The organism is Actinomadura darangshiensis (genome assembly GCF_004349235.1).
Taxonomy (GTDB): domain Bacteria; phylum Actinomycetota; class Actinomycetes; order Streptosporangiales; family Streptosporangiaceae; genus Spirillospora; species Spirillospora darangshiensis.
Genome location: NZ_SMKY01000082.1, coordinates 1 through 16016, shown reverse-complemented (window position 1 = coordinate 16016; position 16016 = coordinate 1). Strand labels below are relative to the sequence as shown.

Sequence of the window (16016 nt, the reverse complement as noted above, 5' to 3'; positions counted from 1 at the left end):
CATGCGCTATCCGAGGTGGCTCCGGCTGCACCTGGCCGCCCTGCGGGCCCTGCTCGTCCTGACCGCGGTGCTCGGCGTCGCGTACCCGCTGGCCGTCTACGCGGTCGGACGGCTTCCCGGCCTGCACGACCAGGCCGGCGGCTCGTTCGTCGAACTCGACGGGCGGACGGTCGGCAGCGCCCTCATCGGCCAGTCGTTCACCGGGCCGGACGGGAAGCCGCTCAAGCGGTACTTCCAGAGCCGCCCGTCGAGCGGCGGCCACGACCCGATGGCGTCCGGGGCGAGCAACCTCGGGCCGGAGGACGTCGTCGACCGGCCGGGGAGGCAGAGCCTGCTCACCCAGGTCTGCGTGCGCAGCAAGGCGATCGGCGAGCTCAACGGCGTGAGCGGCGCGCGTCCGTTCTGCACCCCCGGCGGTGCCGGCGCGGTGCTGGCGGTCTTCGGGCCGCGCGCGGCGGACGGGACCGTCCCGCGTCCCACCCGCGTCGTCAGCGTGAACGAGTCGCACACGCCGTTCATGGCGTCGTACAAGGGCGTCCGCGTCGAACCGGCCCGCCCCGGTGAGGACTATGCGAAGGGGCTCGTCGTCCCGGTCAGGGGCGACGCGCCCGCCGACCCGGCCGTCCCGCCGGACGCCGTGACCGCGAGTGGCAGCGGCCTCGACCCGGACATCTCCCCGGCCTACGCCGCCATCCAGGCCGGGCGCGTCGCGCAGGCCCGCGGCGTCCCGCCCGCGCAGGTCGAGCGGCTGATCAAGGAGCAGGGACGCGCCCTCGGCTTCATGGGCGAGCCCACCGTCAACGTGCTCAAGCTCAACATCGCCCTGGACCGCGCATATCCGGCTCGCTAGGGCTGGTAGCGGTACCCCATCCCCGGCTCCGTCAGCAGGTGCCGGGGATGGGACGGGTCGCTCTCCAGCTTCCGTCGCAGCTGAGCCATGTACTGGCGCAGATAGTGCGACTCGCTCTTGTACGCCGGGCCCCACACCGTCGTCAGGAGCTGCTGCTGCGCGACGAGCTTGCCGGGGTTGCGGAGCAGGACGTCCAGGAGCCGCCATTCCGTGGGCGTCAGGTGCACGCCGCCCGTCACGGTCTTCGCGGCCAGGTCGATCGTATGCTCGCCCACCTGGACGGGCGTGACCGGCTCGGCGGACGAGATCCGCCGCGAGACCGCGCGGATGCGGGCCACCAGCTCCTCGATGTCGAACGGCTTCGTCACGTAGTCGTCGGCGCCCGCCTCCAGCGCCTCGACCTTGTCCCGGCTGCCCGCCCGCCCGGACAGGACGATGATCGGGACCTCCGTCCAGCCGCGCAGCCCGTGGATCACCTCGATGCCCTCCAGGTCGGGCAGCCCCAGGTCGAGCACGACCAGGTCGGGACGCCACGAGCCGGCCCGGCGCAGCGCGGTCGTGCCGTCGGCCGCGACGTCCACCTCGTAGTCGCGGGCGCGCAGATTGATCCGCAGTGCCCGCAGGAGCTGGGGTTCGTCATCGACCACGAGGACCCGCGTCATCCGGCCCTGTTTTTCTGGGGGGCGACCCCCAGACCCCCGGGGCGGGAAGCCCGACGATCCTCGCTCCGCTCCGGTCATCGGGCTTCCTTCCACTGGTGGACGGGCAGTGAGACGATCATCGTGAGGCCGCCGCCCGGGGTGTCCTCGGGGATCAGCTCGCCGCCCATCGCCTCGGTCAGGCCCCGGGCGAGCGCCAGCCCGAGCCCGACGCCGCTGTGGTTGTCGCGGTCGCCGAGCCGCTGGAACGGCAGGAACGCCCGCTCCCGCTCGCCGGGCGGGATGCCGGGGCCGCGGTCGGCGATCCGCAGCTCGACCCGGTCGCGGATCGGGCCCGCGGTGATCAGTACGGGCTCGCCCGGCGGGCTGTGCCGGAGCGCGTTGGCGATGAGGTTGACCAGGACGCGCTCCAGCAGCGCCGGGTCGGCGGCGACCTCGGGCAGGTCGGTGCCGAGCCGGACGGACACGTCGCCGCCGCCCAGGTCGTCGAGTGCGCGCGGGACGACCTCGTCCAGCGCCAGGGGCCGGGCGGCGATGCCGAGGACGCCCGCCTGCAGCCGGCTCATGTCCAGGAGGTTCGCGACCAGCCGGTCGAGCCGGTCGAGCGACAGGCGGGCGGTGTCGAGGAGTTCGGCGCGCTCGTCGTCGGTCCAGGCGACGGAGGTGCCGGTGAGGCTGTCGACGGCGGCCTTCGCCGAGGCCAGCGGCGTGCGGAGGTCGTGGCTGACCGCGTTGAGCAGGGCCGTGCGCATCCGGTCGGCGGCCTCCAGCGGGCGCGCCTTCTCCGCCTCCGCCCGCAGCCGCTGCTGGCGCAGCGCCCCCGCCGCCTGCACGGCGAACGCCTCCAGGACGCGCCGGTCCCCGGCCGCCATCCGGCGGCCCCGGACCGCCAGCGTCAGATCGTCCCCCACCGGGATCTCGGCGTCGCCCTCGCCGGGCGTGGCGCAGGGACGGCCGCCCACGGTCGCGACGATCCGCCAGTCCTCGTCCGCCGCCGGGCGTTCCAGCAGGGTCACCGAGGCGAGCCCGAACGTCTCGCGGAGCCGTCCGAGCACGGCGTCCAGGGCGTGCTCGCCGCGCAGGACGTCGCCCGCCAGCGTGGACAGGACCTCCGCCTCCGCGCCCAGCCGGGCCGCCTCCCGCGATCGTCGGGCGGCGCGGTCCACCACGATGCTCACCCCGATCCCGACCAGGACGAACACCGCCAGCGCCAGCAGGTTCTCCTGCTCGGCGACGGTCAGCCGGTGCACCGGGGGAGTGAAGTACCAGTTGAGCAGCAGGAACCCGGCGACCGCCGTGACCAGCGCGGGCCACATCCCGCCGACCAGCGCGATCGCGACGACCGCCGCCAGGAAGAACAGGATGTCGGACGGCAGCGAGATCGCCGGACGCGCGGAAAGGAGCCCGAACGTCAGCAGCGGCAGCCCGGCCACCGCCAGCAGGAATCCGGTCAACCGCCGGTTGACCGACAACCCCTGCTCCCGGCCCGGACGGGCGATGCCGCGCCGTGCCTGGTCGTGGGTGACCATGTGGACGTCGATCGAGCCGGACCGCGCCGTCGTCGTGACCCCGATGCCCGGCCGGAGCAGCTGCGCGAACCGCCCCCGCCGCGACACCCCGAGGACGAGCTGCGTCGCGTTCACGCCGCGCGCGAAGTCGAGCAGCGCCCGCGGCACGTCGTCGCCGACGACCTGGTGGTAGGTGCCGCCGAGCCCCTCGACGATCTGCCGCTGCCGGGCCAGGTCCCTCGGCCGCGCACCGGTCAGGCCGTCGCCGCGCGTCACGTGCACGGCGAGCAGGTCGGACGCCTTCGACCGCGCGGCGATGCGGGTCGCGCGCCGCAGCAGCGTGCCGCCCTCGGGCCCGCCGGTCAGCGCCACGACGATCCGCTCGCGCGCCTCCCACGTCCCGCCGATGCCGTGCTCGGCCCGGTACCGGTCGAGCTGGTCGTCGACCTTGCCGGCCAGCCACAGCAGCGCCAGCTCGCGGAGGGCGGTCAGGTTCCCGACGCGGAAGTAGTTCGACAGCGCCGCGTCGACCTTCTCGGGCTTGTAGATGTTGCCGTGCGCCATCCGCCGCCGCAGCGCCTCCGGCGCCATGTCGACCAGCTCCACCTGGTCGGCGCGGCGGACCACCTCGTCCGGGACGGTCTCGCGCTGCACCACCCCGGTGATCTGCTCGACGACGTCGTTGACCGACTCCAGATGCTGGACGTTCACGGTCGAGACGACGTCGATCCCGGCGTCCAGGATGTCCTCGACGTCCTGCCACCGCTTGGGATGCCCGCTGCCGGGGACGTTCGTGTGCGCCAGCTCGTCGACGAGCGCGACCGCTGGCCTGCGGGCGATCACCGCGGCCGCGTCCAGCTCGGTGAACGTGGTCTCGCGGTAGGTCAGCGTGCGGCGCGGGACGGTCTCCAGGCCGTCCAGCAGCGCCTCGGTGCGCGGCCGGTCATGGGTCTCGGCGTAGCCGACGACCACGTCGGTGCCGCGCTCGCGCCGCCGCCGCGCCTCCGACAGCATCGCGTACGTCTTGCCCACCCCGGGCGCGGCCCCCAGGTAGACGCGGAGCTGCCCCCTGGCCATGCCGCCCATCCTCCCAGGCCGAACCGCCGCTGATCCCGTCTTGACGCTCTCCATACGCGCGCGGCCCCGCCCTTCACGCGTTCCATACGCGGGAAAGGCGGGCGCCCGGCCGGGACGTCCCGGCCGGGCGTGTCTCACCGCCTCCTCAGAGGTTCTTCGGCCGGTAGGCCTTGTACTCGCTGCCGGAGGACAGGCCGTAGTCGCGCGTCCGGTGGTCGGTGCCGTAGTGGCCGCGCTGCTCGTACGCCCAGTAGGACGAGTGGTCGCCGTCGGCCCACTTCTCGAAGATGACGACGTGGCGGGTGGTGTTGGTCCCCTCCGCGTCCATGACGAGGTCGCCCTTCTTGAGCTCCGACATCTTGATGCGCTCGGTGTACTCGGACGATGTCAGGCCGACGGTGTTCGGGCCGGGCTTGGGCAGGTCCAGTGCCATCGAGACGTAGCCCGAGCAGTCGGTGCGGTAGCCGTTGTGGGAGTCGGTCTGGCTGTAGGACACCCTCTGGCCCGTGTGCGGATGCCAGGTCTTGGCCCGGGTGATGACGTCCGAGCGGCCGCTGTCCTGCCCGGCCTTCTTCGCGGACTCCTTCTTGGCGGGCTCCTGCTTCGCGTGAAGGGTGGTGACGGCAGCGGCCTTCTTGCCATCGCCCGGGTCGGACGACAGGACCGATGCCTGCGCCGTGGTCGCCGCCACACCGATGAACGCGAGGCCGACCAGGGCGCCGGTCGCGCTGGGGTTCAGGCCCAGCGGACCGCGGTTCTTGCTGTGCTTGCCTTTCAAGGGGGACTCCTTCTTCCAAGCCGCCTACCGGGTTAGCTGACGGGTTCGGACGTGGAAGTCGCCCTACGGCCTGCGGGCAGGCCGACTCACCCCTGCGCGGGACCGTGTCGAGGTCCGGCGCATGGTGGTTCCCCGGCTCCGCCTTGACGGCGGACTCGGCGTTGCCGCGAGAGCGGCGCTGATGGATGTGCGGCCGCGTGGGGGCCGCGTGCTGCCGGTCGCGCGTTCAGGCGTGCACGCGGAGCGTGCGCATGGACGGCCTGACGGGCGCGGCGATCGTGCCCAGTGGGACACGTGGGGACAAAGTGCCTGGGGGGCACCCTGGTGGACGACAAGCTACTCCGGACACCAAAGGAAGGCAAACTCCGACAAAATCAGCAACCGCCCAGGTCACCGACGTGGCCGCGCCGTCCGGACGCCGGACGACGCGGCCGAGGGGGCGGCGGTCAGCAGGTGGAGTTGGTCTGGGTCAGGAGAGCGAGCCGCCAGGGCAGGGAGTTGTAGTCGCCACCCGCGTTGGGATCCTTGCCTTGGTAGAGGTACTGCATGGCGCACGGGCTGACGGTGAGGGTCTGGTCGTACCCGGCGCGGATCAGCTCGCCGTGGCTGATGTCCCTGGTCCATGGCGTGCCGTCGAAGGTGACATTGCTCGCACGGGCGAACGGGTTGCCCTCGCTCGCGGCCAGGGGCGTCCACGATCCCGCGATGCCGGCGGACGTCCAGGAGCGGAAATAGCGCCTCCCGTCGCCGCCGATCGCCTCCACGATCAGCAGGTACTGGTTCGTCCCCTGGACCCTGTAGACGTTGCTCGCCTCGAACAGGGCGTACCTGTTGGAGTCCTGGAGCGCGATGACAGGTTCGGAGAAGCCGTTCGGGAAGTCGGAGACGCGGGTCTGCGACCGGTAGAGGTGCCCGTTGTCGTCGGACGAGAACAGATAGCAGTAGGCGCTGTCGCAGATCACCCACATGTCGACCCAGTAGCCGTCGCCGATGTTCTGCCGGACGATCTCCGGCATGCCGGCGTAGAAGTTCTTCGGCGCGGTCCAGGAGCCGGGGTCGCCGATGTCGGACGTGGTCGAGTACGACGCGTTGCCGGTCTGGTAGACCAGGTACCACCTGTTCTGCGGAGCGAAGTAGAACACCTGCGGCGCGGCCCGGTACCCGGTCCCGATGCCGCTCCGGTCGAGGTAGTACTGAGGCGCGGAGCCCGCCTGGGACCAGTCGGTGAAGCTCGTGTAGACGAGGTTGTAGCCGGCCTTGTTCGCGGTGCTGGCGAACACGTGCCACTTCCCGTTGTAGCGGACCACCGACGGGTCCTTGATGCCCGCGATGTCATGGGTGGCATCCGGCTTCGGGGCGATCAGCGCGCCACTGGAATGCCACTGGTAACTCGAAGGAAGCCCCTGCGCGGCGCCCTGCGCGACCTGTGCGTTCAGTGCGCCGGTCATTGCGGCCGTCAGCAGGAGCGCGGTCGCGGCGACCGTGCGCTTGCCGCGTACGGCGGATCGGAGGAGTCGCATGCGTTCCCCCTTCAGGGCGTCCACGGCGAGGTGACGGCCCAGGTGACGTCGGCCGCCCAGTTCGCGGACGCGTCGAAGGCGTTCGAGCCGCCGTTGCTGGCGATGTAGACGGTGTCGTCGTAATGGCGGATGAACCGGCTCGGATAGTTGTACGAGGCGAAGGACGTCCCACTGCCGCTCTGGCCGGCCTGCGGGCAGAACGTGGCGTCGGCCCGGAACTGCGCGCTGCCGTCCATCGGCTGCCGCAAGAGCTGGTAGTTGAAGTGCCGCAGGAAGTCACCGGGGTAGTTGCGGGATTCGAACGACACGCAGGAGTCGCTCGCCAGGCCCCGGCGCACGATCCAGGACGCGTCGTTCTTGTCCAGCGACGAACTGCCCGATGAGATCTCCGAAGTCACGGCGTTGTCGTTCTGGTGGCGGATATAGCGGGTCGTGCAGCAGGCCGTCGTCGCGCGCAGGGAGATGGTCGATCCGGGTGTGAGTGTGCCCGGCGCGGTCGGGCTCGGCGCGCCGTAGCCGACGGACACGATATTGGCCTGCACGGCGTTGTCCGCCGCGTCGGTGGGCAGCCCGGACGTCATCACGCCTTCGAAGAACGAGCCGATGGCGCTGTTGCTGTTGTCGCCGCCGATGCCGAGGATGATGGCGCCTTCCTTGTGCATGGGTGAATAGCCTGGGCGCGAGGTCGGAAGCGGGCCTGAATAGCGCGTGGACAGCCCGCCCGACTGGGCGTTGCCGTCCTTGAGGGCGAAGAAGTTCGTCCCGTTGTTCTTCAGGGTCGCGGTCACGAACGGGTTCCGGTTGCCGGTGTTCCCGGAGTTCTCGCTGCCGCCGCTGTCGGACTGGAACAGGCCGTTCTCCAGATCGGCCATCACCCAGGGGCCCGATCCGTTGCACGGCGAGAACCAGCACAGGGTGCCGAAGTAGATGGCGTCCATGTGGCCGTTGCCGTTGTCCAGGTTGTTGGTCTCGGCGTTGCCGTAGTCGAAGCAGCAGCCGCTGTTGTAGTGCGTCCCGGAGGCGACCATGTACATGCCCTCGGGCTGGCTGCCGGTCGGCACACCGGACGTCGAGTTGTCGCGGTATCCCATGCGGCCGGAGAAGGACGCGCCGTAGACCTTGTGGCCGCCCGCGGTGACCGGCAGGGCGTCCGCGGGCACCGGGTCGTCCTGGCCGCCGACGCCGCCCGGCGGTGCCGGAGTCAGATCGTTGTGGCGGGACGACTGGTCGTAGATGACCGTGATGACGCAGCTGGTGCCCGCGCAGAACGCGTCCTGCGCGGCGGCGTTGGCGTAGCCCCCGGCCGTGAGCACGCCGATGTCGCGGGTCGCGCCGTCCGAGGCGCGGCGCACCTGGTAGAGCCGTCCGCCGTACGAGGCGAACAGCGCCCGGGTCGTGCTGTGCGCGGCGACGCAGGGCGTGCCGGCCGAGCCGTAGACGTCGCAGGGGAGCGGGCCGGCCGCCAGCGCCGCACCCGGCGCGCCGACCAGGTTCCCGAGGGTGAGCGCGGCGAACGCCACCGCGCACAGCAGCGTCCTTTTCATGCGTGTGATCCGTGACCGAATCATCGTGTGGACCTCTTCTTCTTCCCGCTGGTGAACTCTCATTTCGGACGGCGGGACGAAGGGCCCGCCGCCGGGACGGGGTGATCGTTCAGGACAATGCGTTAGCGCTCACATACGAAAACCGATGGCGCACGTAAGTCCTGGTGGGAGCTATTGTTATCGCTAACATTTCTGGCCGGAAGTCGTCCTCCCTCATTGGGTGGTGGTGTAAGGGGTGGCCATGTGAGGAGACAACGATTCCCGGGGTTCTGTCAACCCTTGTTTTCACCGGTGCATTTCCGCAGATCATCGGTGGTTGTGCGGCGGCCCGGGGCGGCTTACCATTTCGTCGTCGAAGCGCTTCGACACCTCTCGCCGCGGTACCGACCCCTCTGGAGGGACACCGTGATCAGAAGGTGCACATCGACCCGGGCCATGCCCGCCGACGCCTCCCGAAGGGAGGTGCGGTGATGGACCGGCGCGCGTTCCTGGCCGCGACCGCCGCGACCGCCGCGACCGCGGGCCTGACCGCGTTCCCCAGGCCGCCGGCCGCCGAGGCCGCCGTCCACCGCGGAGGGAACCGCTACGACCTGCAACGGCGCTTCGTGGACTGGCGCTTCGGAATGTTCCTGCACTTCAACATGGGTACGTTTCACGACGCCGAGTGGGTGGAGCCCGACCAGGACCCCGGATCGTTCGACCCCGCCGACCTGGACTGCGGCCAATGGGCGGACGCCGCCAAGGCCGCCGGGATGCGGTTCGCCGTCCTGACCGCCAAGCACCACGACGGCTTCTGCCTGTGGCCGTCCAGGTACACGTCCTATTCGGTGTCCAGTAGCCCGCTCAAGCGGGACGTCGTCCGGGAGTACATGCACGCCTTCCGGGCGCGCGGCATCACGCCGTGCCTGTACTTCTCGATCTGGGACCGCACGAACGGCGTCGGCCCCAAGGGCTTCGACGACCGGCCGCCGATCACCCGCGCGAACATCGAGTTCGTCAAGGACCAGCTCACCGAGCTGCTCACCCGCTACGGTCCCGTCCCGGTGCTGATCCTGGACGGGTGGGCGTGGCACTGGGCGTTCGGTCACCAGTCGATCCCGTTCGGCGAGATCCGGGCGCACATCGCGGCGCTCCAGCCCGGCTGCCTCGTCCTCGACCTGAACGGGCTGACCGTGCCGTGGCACTCCGAGCTGCTGTTCGTGGAGGAGACGAAGGGCGGCGTGTTCTGCCCGCCCGGCAACACGTACGCGGCCTCGCAGGGGCAGAGCATCTCCCCGTCCGGCTGGTTCTGGCACCCGTCGACGCCCGGCAGTCTGCTGACCGCCGAGCAGATCGCCGGCGGGCACCTGGCCGAGCTGGAGGCGCGCTACTGCACGTTCATCCTCAACTGCCCGCCCAACCCACGCGGCCTGCTCGACGACGGCGCCGTCGAGGTGCTGCGCGAGGTCGGCCGCACGTGGCGGCCCGACCGCGACCGGCCGCCGCTGCCCGCCCAGCCGGACGTGCTGAGGTTCCCGCTCACCCCGGTGTCGGCGACCGATCCGGCGGCGGTGGACGGGCACAGCGACTACGGCTGGAACGGGCAGGCCGACCAGACCCTCGCCGCGCTCGCGGCACCGGTCACGCTCGACCTCGGCCGCGCGTTCACGGGCATCGACACCCTGACCTACCTGCCACGGCAGGACACCGAGACGCCCTACTCGTTCGAGCGGTTCGTCACCACGGGCACCGTCACCGAGTACCGCGTCTCCACCAGCCTGGACGGCGCCTCGTTCCGCACGGCGGCCGAGGGGCGGTGGGCGCCCGACCACACGCTCAAGCAGGTGCGTTTCCGGACGCCGGTGACCGCCCGCCACATCCGGCTGGAAGCCCTCGCGGCGGTGGGGGACGGCCCGGCGCTCGCCAGCGAGGTCGGCTGCGGCGGGACGAACCGGCGCCCGCGCCCGCTGTAGGAATCCGCCGGCGGGACGGGCGCGGTGCCCGTCCCGCCGGCGTCCGCGCCGTCCTGCGTCACCTCACCGTCGTCGTGGTGGTGTTGGACGTGTCGCCGTAGACGATGCCGCGGCCGTTCGTGCCCAGGTAGACGCGGCCGTAGACGCGGGGGTCGCCGGTGAGGGCCTCGCCGGCGTTGCCGTACTGGTGCTGGTCGTCGTTGACGCGCGTCCAGTTCGCGCCCGCGTCGTCCGAGCGGTACAAACCGGTCGTCCCGTCGACCGTTCCCATCAGGTAGAGCGCCGGGTAGCTCGCGCCGGGCGCGGCCTTGCCGGACCCGACGTTCACCGCCTTGGAGATGCCCGGGACCTTGGTGAAGCTCGCGCCCGAGTCCGTCGAATGGAACAGGCCGGTGTCGCCCGCGAGCCAGATGTCGCCCTCCCGGCCGGGCAGCGCCTTGAAATGCACACCGCTGGACGGCAGCCCGGACGCCGCCGTCGCCGCGAACGACTGGCCGCCGTTCGTGCTCGCGTAGAACCTGCCTCCGGAGTACGCGTAGAACTTGCTGGCGTTCACCCGGTCGGCCTCGACGATCGCGTTGGCGGGCACACCGGACGACTGGCTCCAGGTGTTGCCGAACCCGGCCGAGTACACGACCTGCTGGCCGCTGTCGCCCGGCGCCCACACGAACCGGCTCCCGTCCGCCGCCGCCGCGACCGTGCCGCCGCTGTTGACGCCGCCGGGCTCGGTGCCCTGGAACCAGTTGGCCCCGCCGTCGGTCGAGAACGCCACATGGCTGTCGTTCGGACGGTCGGAGTCGGTGAAGTTGCCCGCCCGCACGACCACGCCGGGGTTGCCTTCGGCGTAGTCGAGGCTGGTGGTGCTGGTGAAGACGGGCTGGGTGAACATCGCCGGCGGGACGGAGCCGAGGTCGGCGTGCCGGAACCCGCCGATGTCCCCGAGACCGCTGATCAGCGGCGCGCCGGACGGCGGGCTGACGAGGTCGAGGACCGCGGTCTCCTCCAGCCCCTTCACCATCGGCTTGATCGTGATCTGCTCGCCGGCGTCCCAGCGGGTGAGGTCCCGGGTGCCGTAGACCGTCGCGCCCGTCCCGTACATGAGCCGGTCGGAGTCGAACGGGTCGATCTCCACAGACTCGTTCATCCAGCCGAGCTTCGGGGCGACCTCGGGCGGCGACGGGTTGGTCCCGAACGTCAGCCAGGGCACGCCGGAGATGTCCTGCGTGTAGCGGAAACTACGGTTCGGATAGCTCGTCCAGTCCCAGATGCGGGTCCAGGACGCGCCGCCGTCGGTGCTCCGCCACATGATCATGTCCGGCCACCAGGAGACCTGGGTGGCGACCATCAGGGTTCCGGGATGCTGCCGGTCGACGGTCAGGCCGCTGTAGCCGAAATAGTCGTCGGAGTTGCTGGACGGCACCGGGCTGATCTGCGTCCATGCCCCCGACTGCGTGTCGAGCTTCCACACGTCGCCCTTGGCGCCGCTGTAGGGGCCCGCCGTGTCGCTGGTCGCGATGTAGAGCGCGTGGCCGGCGGCGTCCAGCACGCCTTTGTGAGCGATGTAGCCGGTCGGCTGCCCCGGCACGCGCTGCCACGTGGCGCCCGCGTCGGTGCTGCGGTAGACGGTGTTCGCCTTGTCCGCGACACCCGCGTAGATCGTCTTCGTCGGCGTCCCCGCCGTCCCGGTGCTCTCGTCGAACGTCACCCAGACGACACCGGGACGGTGGTTGCCGTAGCCGGTCGTGTCACTCGGATCGTCGGAGTAGTCGCCCGGGTTCGTGAAGCTGCTGACCTTCGACCACGTCACGCCGCTATCGGTGCTGCGCCACAGCCCGTGCCCCTCGGACGTCCCCAGGTAGAGCACCCGGTCGTCATTGGGATCGACGGCGAGTCGTTCGCCCATGCCCCGCCCCGGCATGTTGCCGCCCAGCTTGAACGGCAACTCCGTGGCCTGCCACGTCTTGCCCCGGTCGGCCGACCGCAGGACGGCGCCATTGTTCGGATCCCAGTCGTTTGTGTACATGCCGACCGCCGCGTACACCCGGTCGGCGTCCACCGGGTCCGCGGCGAGGCTGATCACGCCGTTGTAGCCCCACTTGTCCCAGCCGGCCCAGTCCAGCAGCGGGACCCACTGCGAGCCCGACTGGTCCCAGCGGTAGGCGCCGCCGATGTCGGTGCGGGCGTAGACGAGGTTCTTCTCCTTGCGGCTGAAGACGATGCCGGGCACGAACCCGCCCCCGTCGATCCGCACGTTCTTCCAGCCGTAACTCTCGGCAGCCGCCGCGGTGCGCGGCGCCGCCACGGCCGCGACCAGGGCGGCGACCAGCACCAGGGCCGCCGCCACGGCCGCCGCCGCGCCGGTGAGTGATCTTCGCATCCGCTGAGCCCTCCTTGTGATCCCGGTGACCTGGAGGGTGATCGAAGCGCTTCGATTGGTCAACGTTCGGGACGGTCCCGCCGCCGTCTTTCATGGCCCGGCCGCCTCACCAGCACGTACGCGCGCCCCCGCATGAAAACCCCGCGCGCGGGGCGCGGGCCTCAGCTGGGTGTGCCGCGGCGGTCAGGCTCCAGGGACCGCCACTCGCACGGCGACGAGCCGGCCCTCGCGCGCGGCCTTGCGGGCGGCCTCGTCGAAGTCGGGCGCGGCGCAGGCGAAGAGGGTCCTCCCGTCGGCCCCGCCCAGCGCGCACGCGAAGACGGGCGTCCCGGGATCGATCTCCTCGGCGACCGCCCCGCCTTCGATGACGCGGAGCAGGCGGCCGCCCTTGCCGTCGGCGATCCACAGCGCGCCTTCCGCGTCGAGGCACGAGCCGTCGGGCGCGACGGAGAGCTCGGGCAGGACCTTCGCCATGTCCCGGTGGGACGGTAAGGAGCCGAAGTCCGCCCAGGTCCGGCGGTTGGTGAGCCGCCCGTCCGGGGCCAGGTCGAAGGCCGTGACGCGGTTGCCGAAGGTCTCGTTGACGAGGAGCACCCCGGCTTCGGTGATCACGCTCCCGTTGGGGAACCACAGGTCGGCGGCGACCTCGGTCACGGTGCCGTCTGGGTCGGCCCGGTGCAGTGCGGCCGGTTCCAGCGGTGCCCCGCCCATGAGGTCGAAGCCGAAGTTCCCCACGTAGGCCCGGCCCTGGGCGTCGACGACCATGTCGTTGAGGTGGCCGGTCGCATGCCCGCTCAGGTCCGCGTGGGTGACGAGGGTGCCGTCGGGCTCCCGCCGCAGGATCCTGCGGTCGCGCATGGACACGATCAGCAGCCGGCCGTCGGGCAGCCAGCCCAGACCGGACGGCTGCTGCGGCACATCGGCCTCGACGCGCAGATCCGTCCCGTCGGCACGGGCGGAACGGACCCGGTGGGTGTAGAAGTCGGAGAACCAGATCCGCCCGTCGCGCCAGCGCGGCGCCTCAAGGTAGGCGAAACCGTCCAGCACCGTGGCCGCCGTACCGGTCATGCGCGTCCTCCTTCGAGGGTCAGGCCATCAGCTCGGCCAGTTCGAGCATCTCCGCCCGCGGGTCGACCACGGGCTGGATGACGATCTCGTCCACACCCGCCTTCTCCAGGGCCGCCACGCGCTCGACGAGCTCCCGGCGGGTGCCGACCAGCGCCAGCCCGTCCACGAGCGACGGCACGACCAGGTCGCGTTCCCCGGGGTCGATGCGGCCCAGGTAGTTGCGGTAGAGCGTGGCGTGCCGGCGGGGGTCGCCGGCCGCGGTGCCGCGCAGCTCCAGCAGCCGCCGCAGGGCCTCGGTCTCCTCCGGGGCCAGCGACCTGGCGAACGCCGGGTTGTCCGCGGCGAACGTCAGGAGCGCCATCGCGATGTGCCCCATCTTGTCCTTGGCCAGGTCGCCGTAGCGGTTCTCGCCTTCGCCGAGCACGTGCAGCGAGGTCATCACGTAGGAGTCGGCGTTCGCGGGCCGGCCGGCCGCGCCCGCGGCCTCCCGGCGCGCGGTCTCGAACGCGCCCCACGCCGCCGGATTGAGCATCCCAAAGGAGATCACGCCGGCGCCCCGGCGCCCGGCGATCGCGGCGGCCTTGAGCCCGAACGCGGCGACCACGAACTCCACCGGGTCCGCCGTGTTCACGTACGGCCCGACGTGCAGGAACCTGATCGTGCGCGTGCGGTCGCCTTCGGTGTACGGGGTCTCTCCGCCGGCCGTGAGGTCCTGCATCGCGGCGGTGAAGTCCTCCAGTTCCGCCATCCTGGTCGGCGCCATCCCCAGGGTTCGCCGCGCGGTGTTGCCGGTGCCGATCCCGCAGATCACGCGGCCCGGGGCGATCGCGTTCAGGCTCGCCACGGCGGCCGCCGCTGCGGGCGGCGACCGCAGCGCCGGCGAGGTGACCCCGATCCCGAGCCTGATGCGGCTGGTCGCCTTCGCGCACAGCCCCAGCGCGATGAACGGGTCTCCGTTGACCATCGGCGTGTCGTACACCCAGAAGCTGCTGAAGCCCAGTTCCTCGGCCCGCACGGCGAGATCCTCGACCCCGGGCCGGGCGGTCACCACGATTCCGGTGCGCATGGGCTCTCCTCCCGACTAAGCGCATAGTCAGTCCTCAGCACACCCGTGTCAAGGATCGACCGGCTCAGCGGGCCCGGTCGTACACCATGGCCATCTCGCCCAGTTCGCCGGTCCGCTGATGGGTGAGCGCCCACTTCGTGGCCGGCAGGCCGTCCTCGAACAGCCGTTCCCCGCCTCCGGTGATCTCCGGGAGGATCATCAGGTACAGCCGGTCGAGCAGGTCCGCCGACAGCAGCGGCTTGATGATGCTCGGGCTGCTGTTGACGAGGATCTCGCCCTCACCGGTCGCCTTCAGGCCGGCGACGACGTCCGCGGCCGGGGCGTTCACCAGGCGGGTGCGCTCCCAGGGCGCGTCGGCCAGGGTGGTCGAGAAGACCACCTTCTCCGTGCCGACCAGCCACTCGGCGTATCCGCGATCGCGTGGATCGGCGTTCTGGTCTTCGGCGACCGATGACCAGAACCCCAGGAAGCCCTCGGCGTTGCCTCGGCCGAGCACGGCCGTCGTCGCGCCCTCCCAGATGCGGGTGAGGTGGTCCCGGGCGACGTCGCTGGTCACGTACGGGGCGAAGGCGCCGAAGTCGCCGGGCCCGCCGGCGCCGTGGTAGTGCCCATCGAGGCTGAGGCTCAGGTTCGCGGAGACCGTGCGGCCGGTCGAAGTGGTCATCTCGTGCTCCTCGTGTCATGTGTGTCGGTGTCATGCGGCTCTGCGGCGAGGGTCGCCGCGAGCTTGTCGAGGGTCTGCCCGAAGCCGATCTCGATGCCGGCGATGAAGTCCGCGGAGTCGACGGTGCTGCCGGTGATCCGGACCCGGACGTCCAGGTCGGTGCCTGCACCGGTGGCCCGGAGCGCCATGTCGACGTGGCTGGTGAAGGCGTGGCCGCCGTCGGGAAGCAGCGGGGAGGACCGGTAGGCGAGGTGCTCGTTGGGGCGCACGTCGACGACGACGCCTTCCGCGCGTCCGGCGACCGGGTCGGAACCGTCGGTGTCCTCGGCGTCGCGGTACTCCAGGACGACCCGTCCGCCCGGTTCGGCCTCGAAGACCAGCTCGGACACGCGCAGGTCGTCGGGCGTCCACCAGCGGGAGAGCAGGGAGGGGTCGGTGAGGTGGCGCCAGACCTGCTCGGGGGGCCGCGCCAGTGAGCGGACGAAACCGAACGAACGGCCGTCGGCCCACCCCGTCTCCCGCGCGGCGAGTCGCTCGGTGTCGAGGCTGAGCCCGTAGCGGCCGAAGGTCTCGCCCGGGCCGCCCACCCGGTCGGCGGTGTCGGCGAGCCGGCCGAGCGCCGCCGCCAGCTCCCGCAGGGGTGCGGGCCGCAGCGCGTAGACACGCCGCTGCCCGGTGCGCTGGGAGGTGACGACGCCGGCACGCTCCAGGGTCTGCAGGTGCTTGGTCGTCTGCGGCTGGCGCGCGTCGGCGAGCCGGGCGAGGACGCCGACCGAACGGGGCCGCTCGGCGAGCAGGGTCACGAGCCGCCAGCGGGCCGGATCGGCCAGCGCGGCGAGGAGTGCGTCCATGGAGCAAAGTATTCTCCATGACGAATATTCGTGTCAAGGAATGTGAAGTGGTGCGAACCTCGGGAGGGGCGGCGGGCGTCGAACCAGGCTGAGGAGGTGGCC

Annotated in this window: 12 protein-coding genes and 1 riboswitch; of the genes, 2 read left to right on the top strand and 10 right to left on the bottom strand. The window is 71.4% G+C overall.

Going from position 1 to position 16016, the window contains the following annotated elements; translation table 11 throughout:
* The first annotated feature begins 1 nt into the window (after position 1).
* On the top strand, positions 2 to 850 hold the full coding sequence (locus tag E1293_RS19345; RefSeq protein WP_132198828.1) for a potassium-transporting ATPase subunit C: 849 nt from the start codon (positions 2 to 4) through the stop codon (positions 848 to 850).
* Here E1293_RS19345 and E1293_RS19340 read toward each other — a convergent pair.
* From E1293_RS19340 to E1293_RS19320, 5 genes are all read right to left on the bottom strand, one after another.
* Complete coding sequence (locus E1293_RS19340; protein ID WP_132198827.1) at positions 847 to 1512, bottom strand: response regulator; 666 nt, start codon at positions 1510 to 1512, stop codon at positions 847 to 849. The genes E1293_RS19345 and E1293_RS19340 overlap by 4 nt on opposite strands.
* Before the next feature lie 74 nt (positions 1513 to 1586).
* A complete protein-coding gene (locus E1293_RS19335) occupies positions 1587 to 4094 on the bottom strand; it encodes a sensor histidine kinase (RefSeq protein WP_132198826.1) in 2508 nt (835 codons plus the stop codon).
* Between the two features lie 145 nt (positions 4095 to 4239).
* Positions 4240 to 4872 (bottom strand): NlpC/P60 family protein, encoded by a 633-nt coding sequence (locus E1293_RS19330; protein ID WP_132198825.1) that lies wholly within the window; start codon positions 4870 to 4872, stop codon positions 4240 to 4242.
* 5 nt (positions 4873 to 4877) lie between these two features.
* A riboswitch (cyclic di-AMP (ydaO/yuaA leader) is annotated at positions 4878 to 5043 on the bottom strand.
* Between the two features lie 275 nt (positions 5044 to 5318).
* Complete coding sequence (locus E1293_RS19325; protein WP_132198824.1) at positions 5319 to 6392, bottom strand: glycoside hydrolase family 62 protein; 1074 nt, start codon at positions 6390 to 6392, stop codon at positions 5319 to 5321.
* 11 nt (positions 6393 to 6403) lie between these two features.
* Positions 6404 to 7936, bottom strand: coding sequence for an alpha-L-arabinofuranosidase B (locus tag E1293_RS19320; RefSeq protein WP_132198823.1), 1533 nt, complete (start codon positions 7934 to 7936; stop codon positions 6404 to 6406).
* A gap of 470 nt (positions 7937 to 8406) precedes the next feature.
* Here E1293_RS19320 and E1293_RS19315 point away from each other — a divergent pair, with 470 nt between their 5' ends.
* Positions 8407 to 9888, top strand: a complete 1482-nt coding sequence (locus tag E1293_RS19315; protein WP_132198822.1) for an alpha-L-fucosidase — start codon at positions 8407 to 8409, stop codon at positions 9886 to 9888.
* A gap of 58 nt (positions 9889 to 9946) precedes the next feature.
* Here E1293_RS19315 and E1293_RS19310 read toward each other — a convergent pair whose 3' ends face one another.
* The 5 genes from E1293_RS19310 to E1293_RS19290 all read right to left on the bottom strand — a co-directional run bounded on the left by E1293_RS19310 (position 9947) and on the right by E1293_RS19290 (position 15914).
* Complete coding sequence (locus E1293_RS19310; protein ID WP_279473263.1) at positions 9947 to 12265, bottom strand: WD40/YVTN/BNR-like repeat-containing protein; 2319 nt, start codon at positions 12263 to 12265, stop codon at positions 9947 to 9949.
* Positions 12266 to 12448: 183 nt separating this feature from the next.
* Positions 12449 to 13333, bottom strand: a complete 885-nt coding sequence (locus E1293_RS19305) for an SMP-30/gluconolactonase/LRE family protein (protein ID WP_132198821.1) — start codon at positions 13331 to 13333, stop codon at positions 12449 to 12451.
* Positions 13334 to 13352: 19 nt separating this feature from the next.
* Complete coding sequence (locus E1293_RS19300; protein WP_132198820.1) at positions 13353 to 14399, bottom strand: LLM class flavin-dependent oxidoreductase; 1047 nt, start codon at positions 14397 to 14399, stop codon at positions 13353 to 13355.
* Between the two features lie 64 nt (positions 14400 to 14463).
* Positions 14464 to 15063, bottom strand: coding sequence for a dihydrofolate reductase family protein (locus E1293_RS19295; protein WP_132198819.1), 600 nt, complete (start codon positions 15061 to 15063; stop codon positions 14464 to 14466).
* Entirely contained in the window at positions 15060 to 15914 is an 855-nt protein-coding gene (locus E1293_RS19290) for a metalloregulator ArsR/SmtB family transcription factor (protein ID WP_132198818.1), read from the bottom strand. The genes E1293_RS19295 and E1293_RS19290 overlap by 4 nt, the downstream gene beginning before the upstream one ends.
* Positions 15915 to 16016 lie beyond the last annotated feature (102 nt).

Excerpts from the sequence above, each read along its gene's own strand:
- E1293_RS19345 (WP_132198828.1), top strand. The coding sequence starts at position 2 with ATGCGCTATCCGAGGTGGCTCCGGCTGCACCTGGCCGCCCTGCGGGCC.
- E1293_RS19340 (WP_132198827.1), bottom strand. The coding sequence starts at position 1,512 with ATGACGCGGGTCCTCGTGGTCGATGACGAACCCCAGCTCCTGCGGGCA.
- E1293_RS19335 (WP_132198826.1), bottom strand. The coding sequence starts at position 4,094 with ATGGCCAGGGGGCAGCTCCGCGTCTACCTGGGGGCCGCGCCCGGGGTG.
- E1293_RS19325 (WP_132198824.1), bottom strand. The coding sequence starts at position 6,392 with ATGCGACTCCTCCGATCCGCCGTACGCGGCAAGCGCACGGTCGCCGCG.
- E1293_RS19320 (WP_132198823.1), bottom strand. The coding sequence starts at position 7,936 with ATGAAAAGGACGCTGCTGTGCGCGGTGGCGTTCGCCGCGCTCACCCTC.
- E1293_RS19315 (WP_132198822.1), top strand. The coding sequence starts at position 8,407 with ATGGACCGGCGCGCGTTCCTGGCCGCGACCGCCGCGACCGCCGCGACC.
- E1293_RS19310 (WP_279473263.1), bottom strand. The coding sequence starts at position 12,265 with ATGCGAAGATCACTCACCGGCGCGGCGGCGGCCGTGGCGGCGGCCCTG.
- E1293_RS19305 (WP_132198821.1), bottom strand. The coding sequence starts at position 13,333 with ATGACCGGTACGGCGGCCACGGTGCTGGACGGTTTCGCCTACCTTGAG.
- E1293_RS19300 (WP_132198820.1), bottom strand. The coding sequence starts at position 14,399 with ATGCGCACCGGAATCGTGGTGACCGCCCGGCCCGGGGTCGAGGATCTC.
- E1293_RS19295 (WP_132198819.1), bottom strand. The coding sequence starts at position 15,063 with ATGACCACTTCGACCGGCCGCACGGTCTCCGCGAACCTGAGCCTCAGC.
- E1293_RS19290 (WP_132198818.1), bottom strand. The coding sequence starts at position 15,914 with ATGGACGCACTCCTCGCCGCGCTGGCCGATCCGGCCCGCTGGCGGCTC.